This is a genomic window from uncultured Marivirga sp., from assembly GCF_963974845.1.
GTDB lineage: Bacteria > Bacteroidota > Bacteroidia > Cytophagales > Cyclobacteriaceae > Marivirga > Marivirga harenae.
This window is the reverse complement of the sequence record NZ_CAXBEQ010000001.1, coordinates 235053-253688: the sequence shown is the minus strand read 5'-3', so window position 1 is coordinate 253688 and position 18636 is coordinate 235053. Positions and strand designations below refer to the sequence as shown.

The window sequence follows — 18636 nt, the reverse complement described above, 5'->3', positions numbered from 1 at the left end:
TATTCAGCTGATTTTCTTCAAGTTGGAGATAAAAAGTTTAGAATAAAGTGAGCAACTATTATTTTCAAAGCCTCTAAATATCTGATTTTAAATCTGTAGAATTTTTTACTGAACAAATTACAATCTGATTTGCGATGACAACCTAATTACCCCTCCTCCATCTTCTCACTTCCTTCTTCCAACTATTCATTAATGTGCTTCACTCCAATTATCGGCAATTCCAACCCCTATTTCCATAGGAACATCCAACTCCATCGCATTTTTCATGAGGTCAACTACTTTATCTTTTAACTTCTCAACTTCATCTTTATGAGCATCAAAAATCAATTCATCATGTACCTGCATAATCATTTTTGATTTTAGATTCTCCTTTTCCATCCATTTATGAATATTGATCATTGCGATTTTAATCATATCGGCTGCACTTCCCTGAATTGGCGCATTGATGGCATTTCTTTCAGCAAATCCTCTGACGGTCTGATTTCTGGAATTTATATCTCTTAACCATCTTTTTCTACCCAAAATAGTAGTGACATACTCATTTTTCCTGGCCTCTTCTTTAACTTTCTCCATATAATCATGAACAAGGGGGAATTCCTTAAAGTATGCTTTGATAATATCCGAAGCCTCGGTTCTTGAAATATTTAGGTTTTGTGCCAGTCCAAAAGCAGAAATTCCATAAATAATTCCAAAGTTTACTTCCTTTGCCTTTCTTCTCATGCTGGGATCAACAGCATCCAGATCTACACCAAAGACTTTGGCCGCAGTGGTGGCATGAATATCTCTTCCACTTTTAAAGGCTTCCATCATGGCTTCATCTTTAGAAAATGCTGCCATAATTCGTAATTCTATTTGCGAATAATCTGCTGCCATCAATTGATAGTTTTCATCCCTTGGAACAAATGCCTTCCTGATTAACCGTCCTTTTTCAGTTCGAATCGGGATGTTTTGCAGATTTGGGTTATTAGAACTCAATCGACCAGTAGCAGCAACAGCCTGACGATAATCTGTATGTACCCTGCCATCTTTTTTGCTGATCAATTTCGGTAATGCATCCACATATGTAGATTTCAATTTCTGATATTCCCTAAATTCCAAAATCTTATCAGCAATTTCATGTTCATTGGCCAATTTTGATAATATTTCTTCTCCAGTCGCATATTGACCTGTTTTGGTTTTCTTGGGTTTGTCTACCAATTTCATTTTATCGAAAAGGATCTCCCCTAATTGCTTTGGTGAAGCTATATTAAATTCTTGTCCTGCTAATTCAAATATTTTTTCTTGGGCTTCCAAGGCTGCCGTTTCCAACTCTTTTGACATTTTAGCCAGCGCCTCTTTATCAATTTTCACCCCTTCATATTCCATCTCCGCGAGTACGTAAGAAAGCGGCTCTTCCACCTCATGTAAGAGATTTTCTAGATTATTTTCTTTTATCTCTTTTTCTAATATGTGCTTCAACTGCAAAGTTATATCGGCATCTTCGCCAGCATATTCCACAACATCGGTAATAGGCACATCTCGCATATTCCCTTGCTTTACTCCTTTTTTGCCAATCAATTCAGTTATGGAAACAGGACTGTAATTCAAATAATTCTCCGCCATCACATCCATATTGTGACGAGTTTCAGGATCCAAAAGATAATGCGCCAACATGGTGTCGAACATCTTTCCCTTCACTCTAATCCCGTAATTACGCATTACTTGAATGTCATATTTTAAATTTTGCCCAATTTTAATGATGCCTTCATTTTCAAGTACTTCCTTAAACTCATCCGCTATTTTTTGAGCTTCTTTTTGATCAGCAGGAAAAGGGACATAATACGCTTCTCCAGCTACGTACGAGAAAGCAAGCCCAACCAATTCTGCATCAGTCGGTTCCAAATCTGTTGTTTCTGTGTCAAAACAAAACTCATCCTGTATGGATAGATAGGTGATTAAGTCTTCTCTTAACTCGGGGGTATCAATCAAATGATAGTGATGAACCGTATTAGTTATCGTCCTTCTTTCTTCTGGTTCCTCATCTTTCTGAGCAGCCTCCTCCGGGGTATCCGTGAACATAGACATTTGAGCGGGATCCACTTTAGTGGAAGATTTTGCAGCTGTTGCTGGTTCCTCTCCCAAAACCCGTTTCATTAAGGTCCTAAATTCAAGCTCTTCAAACAATTCCTTTAAAGTCTCTTCATTAGGTTCCTCTAGCGCTAATTTTGCAGGTTCATATTCTAGTGGAACATCTATTTTGATCGTGGCCAATTTTTTAGAAAGCAAAGCTTGTTCTTTATTAGCTTCCACCTTTTCTTTCATTTTCCCTTTTAATTCATCTGTGTGTTCCAAAAGACCTTCCACTGAACCATACTGTTTAAGAAATTTGACTGCTGTTTTAGCCCCAACTCCTGGGATTCCAGGGATGTTATCTACCGCATCACCTTGTAATCCTAAAATATCAATTACTTGCTCAACTCTATCAATATCAAATTTCTTTTTAACTTCCTCAATTCCCAAAACATCCACTCCATTACCCATAAATGCAGGCTTATACAGAAAGACATTTTCAGTTACCATTTGCGCATAATCCTTATCAGGCGTCATCATATACACTTTGAATCCGTCCTCACCAGCTTGCTTTGCAATGGTACCAATGATGTCATCAGCTTCATAGCCATCAAGAATTAAAACAGGGATATTAAAAGCCTCTACAATTTTTTTCACATAGGGAATAGCTACCCGAATATCTTCTGGCTGTTCTTCTCTTTGCGCTTTGTAAGCGGGAAATTCCTCATGTCTAAATGTTGGAGCGGAGGTATCAAATGCTACACCTATATGCGTAGGCTTTTCTTTTTTTAGAATCTCTAGTAAGCTATTGGTGAATCCTAGAGCCGCACCAGTATTCATCCCCTTGGAATTTATTCTTGGCGTTTTACTAAAGGCAAAGTGAGCACGATAAATAAGTGCCATTGCATCTAGAAGAAATAACTTTTTATCTGATTCAGGTGTATTGCTCATTTGATAATAATTTCGGAGTTAAAACAGATTTTAAAGTTATAAAATTGTGGCTCGAAAAGGAATGTCAAACAAAGAATTCCTTTAAAGTTATAATTAATTCCCTTTATCAGTAAAATCTCCTTTTAAGATTACCCTATCTAAACTCCTCATATTTTGAAGATCTTCTAAAGGATTTTTATCTAAGATGAGTAAATCCGCTACTTTCCCCTTTTCTACACTTCCATATTCCTTTTGCAAATCCATAAAAGCCGGTCCATGGATCAGGGAAGTTTGCAAAGCCTCAGCCGGGGTGAGTCCAGCGTCTACCAAGCTAAACAATTCCCCCCAAAGCGCTTCTCCAGGATAGACGAAAGAATTAAATGGCCCACAGTCTGAGCCTGCTAAAATAGGGACTCCAGCATCAAACATTGGGCTAATCATATTCTTGGCCAAAGATGAGACTTTTTCTCTCATTTGACTACCCGATGATTTAGCTCTTTTTGCAGACTTTATTCTTCCTTCATAAGTTTTTTGGATTCCCTCTCCAATTTGATTTAGTAAACTATCACTGCTGTGGTCTTCATCTGCTAAGCCTGAAAGTACTTTTCCGATATATAAAGTGGGCGTGATGTAAACTTCTTTTTGATCTAATTCAGCAAATAATTCATTTGCCATTTGCTCATCATAGCTATCTGTGATTGTTTCCATCATGCCATAACCCAAGCCTAATTCTGTCAGACTATCTGCTTTAGGAGAACACGCTTTCATGATGCAATACATATGCTCGCTTCCATCCATACCCAAAGAAACTGCCTTTTGGAAATCAGCAGACATCGGCATGTGCCCGGTTACTTTCATGCTTCTTTTTTCTGTTGCTTCAATAATGGCATAAAAATTTTCCTTTGCTAAACTTCCATCATAAATTTTTACATAATCAACATTAATTGATTCTAAAGAATCCAAAGCCATTTCAATATCATTTAGGTTTACGATTTTTATGGATCCTTCCCAAGCTGGTTTTGGTCCGTCAAGCTTAGGACCTGAAGTGAAAATGTAAGGGCCAATCAACTCTTTCTCCTTAATTTGGGCTCTCTACTGAAGTACGGAAGGTGTAATATCTCCACCAGCATCTCTTACAGTGGTTATTCCAAACTTCGAGAATAAACTCAGCAGTTCCCTATTTTCATCTATTAAATCCTCTCCTCCCCTAAAATGCACATGATTATCCCATAAGCCGGGCATAACGTACTGACCATTCAACTCAATAGATTTCTTGAATTCGTAATCAGCTTTCTCTAGCATCGATCCCACGGAAAATATCGAATCCCCTTTGATAGTGACATATTGATTTTCAATGATTTTATCGTTTTGTACATCCACAATGGAAGCATTCATCAGTATCAAATCAACTGATATTTGCTTATTAGAAGTACAAGATGCAATTAAAATGATACTTAGTAGTGATAGGAACACTGTGTGGATTGGCTTCATGTTTTTTCCTTAAATATAATGGAATTGATCTAAGATGTGGAATCCTCATCAAAGGTAACAGTAATCATTACTAGCCAGAGACTAGCGATTATATACAATCACTTCCGCTAGCCTCCGGCTAGTGGATAATACTCCAGCCTCTGGCGAGGTTTATAGCCGAAATAAATACAAGCTTTTTTTATCTTTTTCTAGCATGTGTTTAATTTAGCATCATTCTTTAAACCAAGACCTTATTTCAATGAGTCAATTCAGAAAAACTACTTCCAATGATACCTATTTCATCACATTAACTTTGGTGGGCTGGATAAATTTATTTGATAGAGAAGATTACAAAAGAATTATTGTAGAAAATCTTTACTATTGTCAGAAAAATGAAAATCTAGAGATATTCTCTTACGTGATCATGAGCAACCATATACATTTGGTATGCAGAAGAATTGATAAGGATTTAAACGAGTTAATAGGAAGGTTTAAAAGCTTTACTGCAAAAGAATTTATAAGAGAAATTAATAATAACCCCAAAGAAAGCAGAAGCTACTGGCTTCTAAACTTATTTAAGCATTTCGCAACATTAAGTAATCAATTTAGAGAATATAGACTTTGGAAAACTAATAATCAACCAACACTAATTTCTGACAGTAAAATCTTGGATCAAAAAACAAACTACATACATGAAAATCCTGTAAGGGCTGGCATTGTGACTGAACCTCAATATTATAAATACAGTAGCGCATGTTTCGATAGTCCATTAACGATCTTAGAAAGCTAAAGAATACAGTACCGGATGACTTAGCTTCCTAATCCTTGCCGGAGGCAAAAGTAAGCATCACTAGCCAGAGGCTAGCGATAGCCCAATCTATATCTTCCGCTAGCCTGCGGCTAGTGGAAATTACTACCGCCTCTGGCGAGCTAGAAAAACCCCTCCCCAGCAGCCTCTTCAGTAATCCTCTCCGAATTTTCCTTTCCTAAATACCGATCTATAAAGAAATGAGCTATGTAAAGAAGTGGCGTCAGTAAAATAGCCAGTGCACCTTTATATATATAATTAATGACTCCAACAGAGAGCACTTGTTCCATGCTCCAATTCCCAAAAACAAAGAAGGCAATCCAAAGCACCACAAAGCTATCTACTAACTGGCTGACTAAAGTAGAGCCTGTTGCCCTGAGCCAAATTTTTCCACTTCCGGTAAATTTTCTAAGGTGCTGAAAAACCAAGACATCTAAAAACTGACCAATCAAGAAAGCTGTTAAAGAGCCGATAATAATCCCTAATCCCTGTTGGAAAATAACACCGTAGGCATAATTAATGTTAAAATCCTTACCATTCGGATCAGGTGTATTGACATTTAACCAAAAATCAGCTGGTGCCAGTTTGGTAACAGCATAAATCACAAAAAAAGAATAGAGAATAAACAATGCAGTCAAAAAGCTAATTCTGCGAACGCCCTTTTTCCCGAAATATTCATTAATAATATCAGTGGTGACAAACACAATAGGCCAAATGATTACGCCTGCAGTAAGATTAAAATCTAATACAAAGTCTCCAAACAGTTTGATCTGAGCGGGTGGAAAACCCAAAGTGGCTTCAGCCGAAAAAATCTTCACCCCTAGAATCTCAGCTAACAGAGCATTGGTTAGGAATATCCCGCTTAATACAATAAAGAGATTTCTTTTTTTTCTATTGAGCGACCCGTTTGACTTTACCGCATCCATTTTATTCTTCTATAGTAAAAACTTGGCCTTCTTGTGCCAAGGCAGTATTAGCAAATTCCTTTTGAGCTTCTTCCAGTAAGGGATTTAACTCTTTATAGCGATTTGAAAAATGACCAATCAACAATTGACCCACTTTTGATTTTTGAGCAAAAATACCTGCTTGCTTCGCAGTTGTATGATAGGTCGCTTCAGCCCTTTCCAAGTTCTCATGTAGAAATGTTCCTTCATGATAAAGTAAATCCACTTCCTTCACTAAAGGAATGATGTCTTCATTGTATTTAGTATCAGAGCAATAAGCATAACTCCTCGATCGCTTTGCTGGTAAGGTGTAATCCGAATTTTTAAATTTCACTTCCCCGGCTTCATTCACTACATCCTTTCCCTTCTTTAGGATGTTAATATCACGCACGCTCAATTCTCCTACTTTTTCTTTCTTCAGCCTTTTTGGTTTAGGTTGTTCTTTAATTAAAAACCCAGTGCATGGAATTCTGTGATTGAGTGGAATGGTTCGAACTGTTAATTTGGGGTGATCTAAGATCAATTCTGATTGATCTCCCCTTAGTTCCTGGAAATGAATAAGGTAACTTAAATGCGTATTCGCATACTTTAAATGAAGCTGAATAATTTCAGATAAGCCAAGAGGCCCATACAGATATAAATCAGTTTTTCTTCCATTCAAATGCATGGTGGATAGCAGTCCCATAAGACCTAAGAAATGATCCCCGTGCAAATGACTAATAAAAATATGGCTTAAGCGATTTTTTCTTAAGCCATATTTTTTCATTTGAATTTGTGTAGACTCTCCGCAATCAATCATGATTTGCATGTCTTGAATCCGCAAGACCTGCGAAGTATGATGCCTTCCATGAGCTGGGGCTGCCGAATTGGAGCCTAATATGTGAACTTCAAAAGACAAGGAATTTTACTCGCTATCGTCTTCTTCACCTAACCCTTTTTCCAATTCGTGCATGAAAACAGATTCCACTGCCTCGTGAACGGTTGGTAAAATATCAAATACTTTATCTAATTGAGAGATTTTAATCAATTTCTCTGTGTGCTCAGTGGGAGCTGCAATGATGAAAGCTCCACCATTTTCTCCAATCACCCTGTTTCCTACCAATAAAGCACTCAATCCTGATGAATCTACATATTTCACTTCTGACATGTCAATCACCATATTCTGTACTCCTTCTGCCTGCATGGTAACCAAATCAGATTTGAAACCTGATGCCACTGAAGAATCAAATTTTTCTTCCTTAATTTTGATTAATGAATACTTCTCTTCTTTATCAATTGAATATTTCATGTTTATCTTATTTAAAACTTTTAGGTAATGAACTTACATAAAGGTAACTTCTTATTTAATCTTTTCTAGGATATTTTGTTCAATCGTTTCTAATACGTTATTGTAGTCACGGGGTTGGAATTTCTCACCCGTAACTTTTTCGAATAACTCAATGTATCGATTAGATATTTCCTTTATCTTTTCATCTGTCATTTCAGGAATCTGTTGGCCCTCTTTACCTTGAAAACCATTTTCAATCAGCCACTCCCTTACAAACTCTTTTGACAATTGTTTTTGCTTCAATCCCTTAGCTTGATTTTCTAAGTAAACATCAGAATAAAAGAAGCGGGAAGAATCTGGCGTATGGATTTCATCTATCAAAAAGATTTTATCGCCCACTTTACCGAATTCGTATTTTGTATCCACCAAAATCAGTCCGTTTTTTGCCGCAATTTCAGATCCTCTTTTAAATAATTTCTGAGTGTAAGATTCTAGTTTTTCGTATTCTTCTTGGGACACTAATCCCTGCTTTAAGATTTCTTCTCGAGAAATGTCTTCGTCATGTCCTTCGTGGGCTTTGGTAGTAGGCGTAATGATAGGCTGAGGCAATTTATCATTTTCCTTCAAACCTTCTGGTAATGAAACTCCGCAAACACTGCGTTTCCCATCTCTATATTCCCGCCAGGCATGGCCGGCCAAATAACCTCTGATCACCATTTCCACTGGATAGGTTTCACAATTAAATCCCACACTCACATTTGGATCAGGATTTGATAAAAGCCAATTCGGAACGATGTCTTCTGTATCTTTTAGCGCTTTTGCGGCAATTTGATTTAGCACCTGTCCTTTAAAAGGGATAGCCCGAGGCATCACCACATCAAAAGCAGAAAGGCGATCTGTAGCCACCATTACTAATTGATCAGGAGTTGTATAAACATCCCTTACTTTCCCTCTATAAAAATTTTGCTGATTAGGCAGCTGAAAATTGGTTTCTCTAATTGCTTCCATTAGGGCAAAAATAGCTAAGTGTTGGCAGATATAAAAGATAGGATGTAATTGAATTTATCAATAAAAATTTATCTGTAGGCCTGCTTCATTACTTTCATTTCTCTACCTTTCTTTTTGCTTAATCAAAAAGAAACAAAAAATCAAGAAAGTTTAATGCTTCTAGCCTCAATTCCAACGCTGGCTCGCTAAACTTTCCTCCCTCCCACTTTTCCGAGTTCCTCGGAAGTGGTCGATTAAATTCTTTTCCAACTATTGCCTAAATTTTGAGCTATATTATATTTTTTGAAAGTTTTATTAAGCACTCAGAGTACTTAATAAAAAAGACGTATTTCTATTTATGACATTCTTAGTAAAAAGCTGTGATTTAAAAAATTTATAGGATTTTCCATTGTATTATCAGAAATTATTACAAACCTTTGTCGTTCAATTTGAAAAAGAATAACACCATAGCGCAAAATTTCACTTCATTAGCAACAATTGCTTTTGATGCTGTGAATGTATTGCGTAACCGCCAGGTTCGCAGGTTTTTCTTTAGGGCATAGCCCTTTTCTATTCTAGGATACCCTATGCGGGAATCCAATAACTCATATTTTATAATTATTCAATTTCATTTAGTAACGCTGAATCCTATTTACCATTTTGAAAAAATAGAGGTGAGGCAATTCAATTTTTCATTCAATGGAAAAATCCAAATTTCATATTAGAGTTGCTACGGAAGCAGATCAAGTTTATGCTTCCAACATTATAGAAGAAATGGCAACATCCGCTGCCAAAAGAGGGACTGGTATTGCCCGTAGATCAGTTGAATATATAGAAAAAAAGATGCTGGAAGGCAAAGCAGTAATTGCTTTGACCCTAGATAAGGTATGGGCAGGCTTTTGCTATATCGAATCATGGGATCATGAGAAATATGTTGTCAATTCGGGCTTAATTGTAGCTCCTGAGTTTAGAATGACAGGTTTGGCCAAAGCCATTAAATCTGAAATATTTCAGTTAAGCAGAAAGAAATATCCCAATGCGAAAATTTTCGGCCTGACTACAGGGAGTGCAGTAATGAAAATCAACTCTTCTTTGGGCTATATCCCCGTGAGCTACTCAGACTTAACAAAAGATGAGGAGTTCTGGAAAGGCTGTCAAAGCTGTGTGAATTATGATATTCTGCAGTCTAAATACAAGCAGAATTGCATTTGCACCGCCATGTTATACACTCCCAAGCCTGAAAGCAAAGGCAAGGCGCTAAGGAAGAATTTCACCAAAAACATCAAGCTATTTGAGCGCTGGACCAGGATCAAAAAGCATGTGATGCTAAAACTCAAAAAGCATTCATCTCAATTGGTAAATTTATTTTAATCATCTATTGAGCTTAAGCCCTGTGAGGTCACCTTACTGGTCGTTTCTCCCATGTCGTTCGAGTTTGTGTCTTCACAAACTCTGAACTAAAAGCCCTGTGAGATACAGGGCTGGGCGAATAATAGTTGGTTGCATTATTGAAAACCGGTTTAATAAATATGAATACATAGAATTGAATTAAAAAAATAAAAATATAGATTATGAAAAAAGTTGTTTTAGCCTATAGCGGAGGTTTGGATACCACCTTCTGCGGCTTATACTTATCAAAAGAATTAGGCTATGAAGTCCATGCCGTTTTAGTCAACACCGGAGGATTTTCTCCTGAAGAATTAAAAGCAGTGGATGCTAAATCCAATAAATTAGGCATCGCTTCCTTTACAGTAATCAATCGATTGGAAGAATTTTATCAGAAGGTCATTAAATTTCTGGTATTTGGTAATATCTTAAAAAATCAGACTTATCCTCTATCGGTCAGCACAGAAAGAATAGTACAAGCTCAAGCCCTAGCACTTTATGCAAAAGCAATCGGGGCAGATGCCATCGCGCATGGAAGCACTGGCGCTGGTAATGACCAAGTTCGATTTGATATGATTTTTCAAATTCTTATGCCTGAAATCGAAATCATTACTCCAATTAGAGATTTAAAATTGAGCAGAGAAGAAGAAATTGAGTTCCTAAAAGCGCAAGGTGTTGAAATGGATTTTAAAAAGTCAAAATACTCCATCAATAAAGGGATATGGGGAACTTCAGTAGGCGGTGCTGAGACTTTGACTTCAAATCAATATTTACCTGATGAGGCATTCCCAACTCCCATCAGTAAAACAGAAGCGGAGGAGATATCGCTTACTTTCAAAAATGGAGAGTTAATCGGCTTAAATGATCAAGAATTTGCCCATCCAACCGAAGCCATTCAAACTTTGGAAAAAATTGCCAGCCCTTTTGGGATTGGTCGGGATGTGCACGTGGGCGATACCATTATTGGGATTAAAGGCAGAGTCGGTTTTGAAGCCGCTGCTGCGATAATCGTTATAAAAGCACATCATCTATTGGAGAAACACACGCTAACTAAATGGCAGATCTTCTGGAAAAATCAATTATCTGAATTTTATGGAAACCATTTGCATGAGGGACATTATCTGGATCCGGTAATGCGAAATATTGAAGCGATGTTCTTGGACAGTCAGCAATCGGTAAGTGGAAAGGTCTATGTGAAATTGAAACCTGAGCATTTCAGCTTGATAGGAATTGAATCACCACATGATTTGATGTCTAGTAAATTCGGCAGTTATGGAGAAATGAATTTGGCGTGGACAGCTGAAGATGCAAAAGGGTTCACCAAAATATTAGGGAATCAAACCGCAATTTATCACCAAATAAACAAAACTCATGGATAAGTTAAAAGCAGGAATAGTGGGTGCTGCAGGCTATGCTGGAGGTGAATTGATAAGATTATTGTTACATCATCCGAAAGTAGAACTGGATTTTGTTTTGAGCAATAGCCAAAATGGAATGAAAGTAAGCAAAGTGCATACCGACTTACTTGGAGAAACTGAGTTGACCTTTAGCAATTGCTTGAAAGAAAGTGCTCAGGTGATTTTTTTGGCGATGCCCCATGGGAAATCAGAAAAATTCTTGAAGCAAAATAAAGTAGCGGATGATGTTTTAATCATTGACCTAAGTACAGATTTCCGAAATGAAACGGAAGGTTTTGTCTATGGACTCAGCGAAGTATTTCAGGATAAAATCAAATCATCAAAGCGCATTGCCAATCCGGGTTGCTTTGCCACAGCAATTCAAATGGCTTTGGCACCTGTAATTGCTAAATCTTGGGTGCAGCAAAGCATTCATGTAAGTGGTATTACGGGAAGCACTGGAGCAGGCACAATTCCATCAGAAACTACTCATTTTAGCTGGAGAAATCAGAATGTATCTTCTTATAAGTTATTCGAACATCAGCATTTGCATGAAGTCAAGCAGACTTTCACTCAATTGGATTCAGATTTTAAAGAGGATATTCTTTTTGTACCATACAGAGGAAATTTCTCTAGAGGGATTTTAACAACTGCTTATTTTCCATTTGAAGGTAAGCTTGAGGAAGCTCAAAAGACATTTGCTAACTTCTATACATCCTCTGCTTTTGTTCATATTTCTGAAGAACCTATTGATTTAAAACAAGTGGTCAATACCAATAAATGTCTGGTGCATATTCAATTAAATTCTGGGCAACTCATTATTACCTCTATAATAGATAATTTATTAAAAGGGGCATCAGGTCAGGCAGTCCAAAATATGAATCTGCATTTCGGATGGAAAGAAAATTTAGGCTTACAGCTAAAAGGAAATGCCTACTAAAAATAAAATCATGGAACATTTTATAAAATTTGAAAATCAATCTGCTGCTAAAAAATTAATTAAAAAAGCCGTTCAATTTAAGGAAAAACCATTTTTAGAAAAAGAGATCGGCACAAACCTCAAAATAGGACTTATCTTTTTGAATCCTAGTTTGAGAACACGTGTGAGCACCCAAATTGCCGCAAAAAATCTCGGAATGGAAGCCATTGTTTTCAATATCGATAAGGAAGGTTGGGCATTGGAATTTGAAGAGGGCGCTATTATGAATGAAAATAAGGCTGAGCACATCAAAGAAGCAGCATCAGTATTAGGTAGCTATTTTGATATCTTGGCTATTCGTGCCTTCCCCACTTTAACAGATAAAAAACAGGATATAGCGGATAAGGTTATCCATCAATTTATCAAATATAGCCAAATCCCGGTAGTGAGTTTGGAAAGCTCAAGTCGCCACCCGCTCCAATCTTTAGCTGATATGATGAGCATTGAAGAAACTTGGAAACAGCATTCAAAACCAAAAATAGTTTTAAGCTGGGCACCACATGTAAAGGCACTACCTCATGCAGTTCCCAATTCTTTCGCAGAATGGGCGCTAGGGATGAATCATGACCTGACCATCACTCAACCCAAGGGGTATGAATTGGATGAGCATTTCACAAATGGAGCAAAAATTGAATATGATCAAGAAAAAGCTGTAGCAGATGCGGATTTTGTGTATGTCAAAAACTGGAGCAGTTACCATGATTATGGAAATTTACCGAAAGTAGAAAGCGATTGGCTGTTAAAAAGTCATCATCTAAAAGAAAGTGCCAAAATTATGCATTGCCTGCCGGTAAGAAGAAATCTGGAATTGGCCGATGAACTTTTGGATGGCAATAAAAGTCTAGTGCCTTTACAAGCTGAAAATAGAATTTACGCAGCTCAGGCTGTGCTTTTTGAAATTATTTCTCAAATCAAAGCCGGAAATGCTAATTAAAAATTCTAAGTGTATGTAACCTACACAGCTGGTGACAGACTAATGCTATTATATCAAGGAAATTTCATTAAGGAATTTTTCGCTAAGGCGAAAAACTTTTTGTTTTCCCTGCCTGCGGCAGACAGGTTTTGTTTCTATTGTGGTGGGAATTAGCAAAGGTTGGTAAAAATTAACAAATATTCTTTTTTAACCACAAAAGATACAATAGAACACAAAGGAAAATAACCTGCAAATTAAATGAAAATGAAGAATAAAGAAGTCGTGAATATCATTAAAATAGGAGGAAAAACCATTGATAATGAAGAAGCTTTAGCTCGGTTTATCACATCCTTTTCCAAAATACCAGGACAGAAAATCTTGGTTCATGGCGGTGGAATTTTGGCAAATCAAATAGGTGAAAAAATGGGGATATCGCCTCATTTTCATGAAGGCAGAAGAATAACTGATGAAGAGACGCTCAATTTAATCACCATGGTTTATGGCGGATTGATCAATAAAAAGATAGTAGCCAAACTTCAAGCATTAAAAGTGAATGCAATTGGCTTGAGTGGTGCGGATGCAAATTTGCTTAAGGCAGAAAAAAGAGCAGTAAAAACGATTGATTATGGCTTTGCAGGAGATATTCAAAAAGTAAATAAGGACTTCCTTGAAAGCCTATTAACGCAAAAATTAACTCCTGTCATTTGCCCGATTACGCATAACGGAAAAGGGCAATTACTGAATACCAATGGCGACACAATTGCCATGGAAATTGCCTGTGCCTTGCAAACGCAGTTTGAAGTGAATTTATGGCTATGCTTTGATAAAAAAGGAGTTTTGTTGGATGTTGACGATGAGAAATCAATTATTCCACAACTAAACCCTAAATCTTATGCAGAACTTTTGTCTAAATCCTTGATTTATGACGGCATGAAACCAAAATTAGAGAATGCATTTCAAGCTTTAAAATCTGGAGTATCAAAAATAAGAATTGGGTCGGCAGATGATATCGATAAAGCAATAGCCGATCAAAAAACAGGAACCTTTATTTGTGCATAATGGAAAATACTCAACTCATAGACTTGAAAGCTAAAGCCATTCAATTATTAAAAGAATTGATAACAATTGACTCTTTCAGCAAAGAAGAGGATAAAACTGCTGATGCAATAGGGCATTTCCTGAACAGTGAATCAGTGAGTTTTAAGCGGATAGGCAAAAACCTAATCGCCTATAATTTTCATTTTAATGAGCAAAAGCCTTCCATTTTGCTTAATTCTCATCATGATACAGTAAAACCAAATGTAAGCTATACCAAAAATCCATTTGAGGCAATAGAGGAAGGTGGAAAACTTTATGGGTTAGGAAGTAATGATGCCGGAGCTTCATTGGTAAGTTTAATTGTCACTTTTCTATTTTTTTATCCTAAAGATATTCCCTACAACCTCATTTTTATCGCTTCCGCAGAAGAAGAAATAAGTGGACAAAATGGAATCAGCAGAGCGCTTGAACAAATTCCGATATGCGAAGTGGCCATAGTAGGCGAACCGACAGAAATGAAACTGGCAGTAGCAGAGAAAGGCTTATTGGTAATAGATGCCGTTGCAAAGGGAAAAGCCGGACATGCTGCCAGAGACGAAGGAGAAAATGCCATCTATAAAGCTATGGAAGACATTCTGAAAGTCAGGGATTTTAAATTTAAAAAATCATCAAAATATTTAGGCGAGAATAAAGTAAGCGCCACATTGATAAAAGCAGGACAGCAGCACAATGTCGTGCCTGATGTTTGTGAATTCACTTTGGATGTTAGGATTACGGATGCTTATACTTTAGAGGAAGCCTTTGAAGAATTACAAAGCCAATTACAAAGCGAATTAAAAGCTAGATCATTCAGATTACAAAGCTCTTTTCTTCCTGAAAAGCACAAAATAATGGAAGTAGCGATAGTATTAGGATTGGAAAGATTCGGAAGCCCAACTTTATCTGATCAGGCACTTATTCCATTTGACTCCGTAAAAATCGGTCCGGGGAAATCGGAACGTTCTCATACTGCAGATGAATTTATTGAAATAAAAGAAATTGAAGAAGGCATTGAAATTTACATTCAATTGCTGGAAAGATACATGAACCATCAAAATACCACAAAATGAAGATCTGGCAAAAAAACACGGACTCCTTAAAAGAAATAGAACAGTTCACCATTGGGAAAGATACTGAATTTGATCTTCTATTAGCTCCATATGATGTATTGGGCTCCATAGCACATATAACTATGTTAGCGAAAATTCAGCTAATATCTGACAACGAGTTCGAGGCTCTATCGAAAGAATTAAAAAATATCCATCAAGAAATTCAAGGAGGTAAATTCCAAATTCAGGAAGGTGTTGAGGATATCCACAGCCAAATCGAGTTTTTGTTAACGGAAAGATTAGGAGATATAGGGAAGAAAATCCATAGTGGACGATCAAGAAATGATCAAGTACTTGTGGATTTAAAATTGTTTTATCGGGATAAAGTCAAAGAAATAGTAGAGTCCAGCAAGCAATTATTTGATCTTTTGCTGCACCTTGCTGAAAAACATAAACAGGACTTGATGCCCGGCTATACTCATACTCAGCTGGCTATGCCCTCTTCGTTTGGCTTATGGTTCAGTAGTTTTGCTGAGTCTTTGGCGGAGGACATGGATATCCTGTTTGCCGCCTTTCAAATTATAGATAAAAACCCCTTAGGTTCGGCTGCCGGTTATGGTTCATCCTTCCCACTAGATAGAACCTTCACCACTGAAATACTGGGCTTTTCAGACATGCACCACAATGTAATTAATGCTCAAAGCAGTAGAGGGAAAACCGAAAAAACTCTAGCATTTGCATTGAGTGCTGTTGGAGGTACGCTTAACAGAATGGCATCAGACATTTGTCTTTTTATGAATCAGCATTTCGCTTTTGTTAGCTTCCCAGATGAATTCACAACTGGTAGTAGCATAATGCCACATAAAAAAAATCCTGATGTTATGGAACTCGTGCGTGCAAAAAGTAATCAACTGCATGCCATCCCAAATGCCATTATATTGAATGATACCAATTTAACTACAGGCTACCATCGCGATAAGCAATTATTGAAGGAATACATTTTTCCTGGTATCGAAACCACTTTGGATTGCTTAAATATCACACACTTTATGTTAAAAGAAATTAAACTGGAGCAAAATATTTTGGAAGATAAAAAATATCAATACCTATTTAGTGTGGAAGAAGTAAACAGATTGGTAAAAAGCGGTATATCCTTTAGAGATGCCTATAAAAAAGTGGGCTTGGATATAGATAAAGGAGATTTCAAGGCCGCAACTCAACTAGACCATACTCATGAAGGGAGTATCGGGAATTTATGTTTGGAAGAGATTAATGAAAAGATGCAATCTAAAATCAAACGTTTTAATTTTAGTATGATTGAGCTTAGTAAAGGAAGATTGCTGGGGTAAAAAAATGTTGAGAACGAACACCGTAATTTTAAAGAATAGAATTGAAACTGAGATTCAAGTACACAAGATTCCTGACTGCGCAGGAATGGCGCACAAAAAACAGTTTGAAGCTGGATTGGAAGTGAATACTTTTAAAAGAACTCTAAAAAAAATGGCTACCTTAATTAAAAAGTAGCCATTTTATGATATTTTAATTTAGCTTATTAAGCCATTTGAGCATTAATTTTGTCAGCTAAAACCTGTTTTGGAACTGCACCAATTTGCTTATCCACAACTTCTCCTCCTTTGAAAACCAACAAAGTAGGAATGCTCCTGATTCCGAACTTAGCAGACACATTAGGATTTTCATCAACATTTACTTTACCTATAACCGCTTTTCCATCGTAATCACCTGCTAATTCCTCTACTAATGGGCCAATCATTTTACATGGTCCACACCACTCTGCCCAGAAGTCAACCAATACTGGTTGGTCTGATTTTAATATTTCTTCAAAATTGCTGTCAGTTATTTCTACAGTACTTGCCATCTTATTTTCTATTTAATTAATTTCTTATTGTGTGTTTCAAAACGTAAAGATAGAAAAAATTGTTGCTACACACATTTCTATTTCAGTAACAAATGTCACATCCGCGACTATTCTCTAGGGTTTACAGTACATCAAATTTTAAAAACCCCTTCATAAAGCTAAAATCAATGAAATAAATTGATAAAATTGATTCGCTTATCAGAATTTTCTATTTACAACTCTTCCTCAACCTTACCGCACTTCAACATTTTATCACCAAAATAAGGATTACGGATTTCTTCTTTGTCACTTAACCAAAATGCGCCTTCGTTGTTGAATGCCATTGGGCAAAATTGCTTATATACTTTTTGATCTTTGCTTTCTGCATTCTCTTTAACTAAAGTATAAACCTCTTGACTTAGGTCATCAAAACCAGAACGGATTTCTTCCACATCTTCTTGGTTGTGCATTTCTTTTGTTAAAGACTTAATCTGCTCGAATTCCGAACCAACACTCTCCAACAACTTTGCTAAAGCAGATTTTGCTTCTTTTGCATCAGTCTTCACTAAAGCATCTTTAACATTAAAATACGAAGACAAGATACTTTTCAACTGCTCTGAACTAACTTCAGAAGTAGACGCTTGCATTACCTTTTCTTCCTTTTTAGGTTCTTGACTTGCTTGATCTTCTGATTTTTTTTCCTGACTGCATCCTAAGGTTATCACTGTGAATGCTACTAAACTTAAAACTACTTTTTTCATTTTATCAAAATTTACACTGGTTACAAATTTAAAATTTATTAATTGAATTTTTAGATTTTTTCCTACGCTTGGTCTTAGCGGTGACGAAAAATAATAAAAAGCCCGAACTCACTGTGAGCAATCCAAAAACGGAGAATGCTCGAATTAAAGTATTATTGAAATCATCTCGGGTTTCATAATCCATGGTGTGCGTCATCCACAGAAAATCAAACCAGCGCCAGTCACGATGACGTACTGTATGAAAATCACCATTTTGAGCGTCAATATATGCCGTCAGGTTTTTTGAACCTTTAAAATCAATTTGCCAAACAGGTAAGCTTCTGCCTCTGAATTCATGATGAGCATCTGTCTCCGTCAGAAAACTCACCGCTTGTATTTCATATTCAGACTTGATATTTGATCTTGCTATAGCCCTTGCTTCTCCTGCTGAAATTTGCTTTTTGGAATTTCCATTTTCAGTATTAATGAGAATGGAATCATTTACCCAAAAATAGGCCACTTGATTCACAAACTTCAATTCTAAACTATGGATATCTAAAGAATCAGATGTTAACTTCATGCTTTGCAAAGTTGGTGAATTCTGGTTCGATGTCTCCGCAAGAAAATGATCACCATGAATTTCATCTAAATCTGTCCAGGTGAAATAAAGCCCGCTGATGGTCCAAAATAAAAATTGAACTCCAATTGTAACGCCTAAAAAACGATGTGCTCTTCTTATATAATATTTATTGTTCTTTCTCAATTAACTATCTTAAAATTAGGTT

19 protein-coding genes are annotated in these 18636 nt (G+C 36.6%); 9 read left to right on the top strand and 10 right to left on the bottom strand.

What is annotated here, in order from left to right:
• Positions 1-189 precede the first annotated feature (189 nt).
• The 3 genes from polA to AAC601_RS01075 all read right to left on the bottom strand — a co-directional run bounded on the left by polA (position 190) and on the right by AAC601_RS01075 (position 4470).
• Positions 190-3000: a DNA polymerase I gene (gene polA / locus AAC601_RS01085; protein ID WP_303271956.1), complete on the bottom strand. Its 2811-nt coding sequence runs from the start codon at positions 2998-3000 to the stop codon at positions 190-192.
• 93 nt (positions 3001-3093) lie between these two features.
• On the bottom strand, positions 3094-4047 hold the full coding sequence (locus AAC601_RS01080) for an amidohydrolase family protein (RefSeq protein WP_340152245.1): 954 nt from the start codon (positions 4045-4047) through the stop codon (positions 3094-3096).
• A gap of 24 nt (positions 4048-4071) precedes the next feature.
• Positions 4072-4470, bottom strand: a complete 399-nt coding sequence (locus AAC601_RS01075; protein WP_340152244.1) for a hypothetical protein — start codon at positions 4468-4470, stop codon at positions 4072-4074.
• Positions 4471-4708: 238 nt separating this feature from the next.
• Between AAC601_RS01075 and AAC601_RS01070 the strand changes: the two genes are divergently transcribed.
• The gene (locus AAC601_RS01070) at positions 4709-5239 is read left to right on the top strand and encodes a transposase (protein WP_303271954.1); all 531 of its coding nucleotides are present in this window, start codon (positions 4709-4711) and stop codon (positions 5237-5239) included.
• Between the two features lie 140 nt (positions 5240-5379).
• Here the strand turns inward: AAC601_RS01070 and AAC601_RS01065 are convergent, their stop codons facing one another.
• Genes AAC601_RS01065 through AAC601_RS01050 form a run of 4 tightly spaced genes read right to left on the bottom strand, consistent with a single transcriptional unit; the run spans position 5380 to position 8476 of the window.
• Positions 5380-6183 carry a queuosine precursor transporter gene (locus AAC601_RS01065; RefSeq protein ID WP_340152243.1) on the bottom strand — a complete coding sequence of 268 codons (804 nt, stop codon included), beginning with the start codon at positions 6181-6183 and terminating at the stop codon, positions 5380-5382.
• Position 6184: 1 nt separating this feature from the next.
• The gene (locus tag AAC601_RS01060) at positions 6185-7099 is read right to left on the bottom strand and encodes a ribonuclease Z (protein WP_340152242.1); all 915 of its coding nucleotides are present in this window, start codon (positions 7097-7099) and stop codon (positions 6185-6187) included.
• 6 nt (positions 7100-7105) lie between these two features.
• Positions 7106-7489: an STAS domain-containing protein gene (locus AAC601_RS01055; RefSeq protein ID WP_303271951.1), complete on the bottom strand. Its 384-nt coding sequence runs from the start codon at positions 7487-7489 to the stop codon at positions 7106-7108.
• Between the two features lie 51 nt (positions 7490-7540).
• Positions 7541-8476, bottom strand: a complete 936-nt coding sequence (locus AAC601_RS01050) for a phosphoribosylaminoimidazolesuccinocarboxamide synthase (RefSeq protein ID WP_303271950.1) — start codon at positions 8474-8476, stop codon at positions 7541-7543.
• A gap of 678 nt (positions 8477-9154) precedes the next feature.
• On the opposite strand from AAC601_RS01050, the gene AAC601_RS01045 reads away from it, so the two are divergent.
• The 8 genes from AAC601_RS01045 to AAC601_RS01010 all read left to right on the top strand — a co-directional run bounded on the left by AAC601_RS01045 (position 9155) and on the right by AAC601_RS01010 (position 16780).
• Complete coding sequence (locus AAC601_RS01045; protein WP_303271949.1) at positions 9155-9826, top strand: GNAT family N-acetyltransferase; 672 nt, start codon at positions 9155-9157, stop codon at positions 9824-9826.
• 200 nt (positions 9827-10026) lie between these two features.
• Complete coding sequence (locus AAC601_RS01040) at positions 10027-11220, top strand: argininosuccinate synthase domain-containing protein (protein WP_340152241.1); 1194 nt, start codon at positions 10027-10029, stop codon at positions 11218-11220.
• Positions 11213-12178: an N-acetyl-gamma-glutamyl-phosphate reductase gene (gene argC / locus AAC601_RS01035; RefSeq protein WP_340152240.1), complete on the top strand. Its 966-nt coding sequence runs from the start codon at positions 11213-11215 to the stop codon at positions 12176-12178. Before AAC601_RS01040 ends, argC begins: the two co-directional genes overlap by 8 nt.
• Positions 12179-12188: 10 nt before the next feature.
• Positions 12189-13151: an acetylornithine carbamoyltransferase gene (locus AAC601_RS01030; RefSeq protein ID WP_340152239.1), complete on the top strand. Its 963-nt coding sequence runs from the start codon at positions 12189-12191 to the stop codon at positions 13149-13151.
• A 243-nt stretch (positions 13152-13394) separates the two neighbouring features.
• Entirely contained in the window at positions 13395-14189 is a 795-nt protein-coding gene (gene argB, locus AAC601_RS01025) for an acetylglutamate kinase (RefSeq protein ID WP_340152238.1), read from the top strand.
• Positions 14189-15277 (top strand): M20 family metallo-hydrolase, encoded by a 1089-nt coding sequence (locus tag AAC601_RS01020; RefSeq protein ID WP_340152237.1) that lies wholly within the window; start codon positions 14189-14191, stop codon positions 15275-15277. The genes argB and AAC601_RS01020 overlap by 1 nt, the downstream gene beginning before the upstream one ends.
• Positions 15274-16605 (top strand): argininosuccinate lyase, encoded by a 1332-nt coding sequence (gene argH / locus AAC601_RS01015; protein WP_340152236.1) that lies wholly within the window; start codon positions 15274-15276, stop codon positions 16603-16605. The genes AAC601_RS01020 and argH overlap by 4 nt, the downstream gene beginning before the upstream one ends.
• A complete protein-coding gene (locus tag AAC601_RS01010) occupies positions 16574-16780 on the top strand; it encodes a hypothetical protein (protein ID WP_340152587.1) in 207 nt (68 codons plus the stop codon). The genes argH and AAC601_RS01010 overlap by 32 nt, the downstream gene beginning before the upstream one ends.
• Before the next feature lie 28 nt (positions 16781-16808).
• Here the strand turns inward: AAC601_RS01010 and trxA are convergent, their stop codons facing one another.
• From trxA to AAC601_RS00995, 3 genes are all read right to left on the bottom strand, one after another.
• Entirely contained in the window at positions 16809-17132 is a 324-nt protein-coding gene (gene trxA / locus AAC601_RS01005) for a thioredoxin (RefSeq protein ID WP_303271939.1), read from the bottom strand.
• Positions 17133-17344: 212 nt separating this feature from the next.
• Positions 17345-17872 carry a DUF3347 domain-containing protein gene (locus tag AAC601_RS01000; protein WP_340152235.1) on the bottom strand — a complete coding sequence of 176 codons (528 nt, stop codon included), beginning with the start codon at positions 17870-17872 and terminating at the stop codon, positions 17345-17347.
• Between the two features lie 28 nt (positions 17873-17900).
• Entirely contained in the window at positions 17901-18614 is a 714-nt protein-coding gene (locus AAC601_RS00995; protein ID WP_340152234.1) for a hypothetical protein, read from the bottom strand.
• Between the last annotated feature and the right edge of the window lie 22 nt (positions 18615-18636).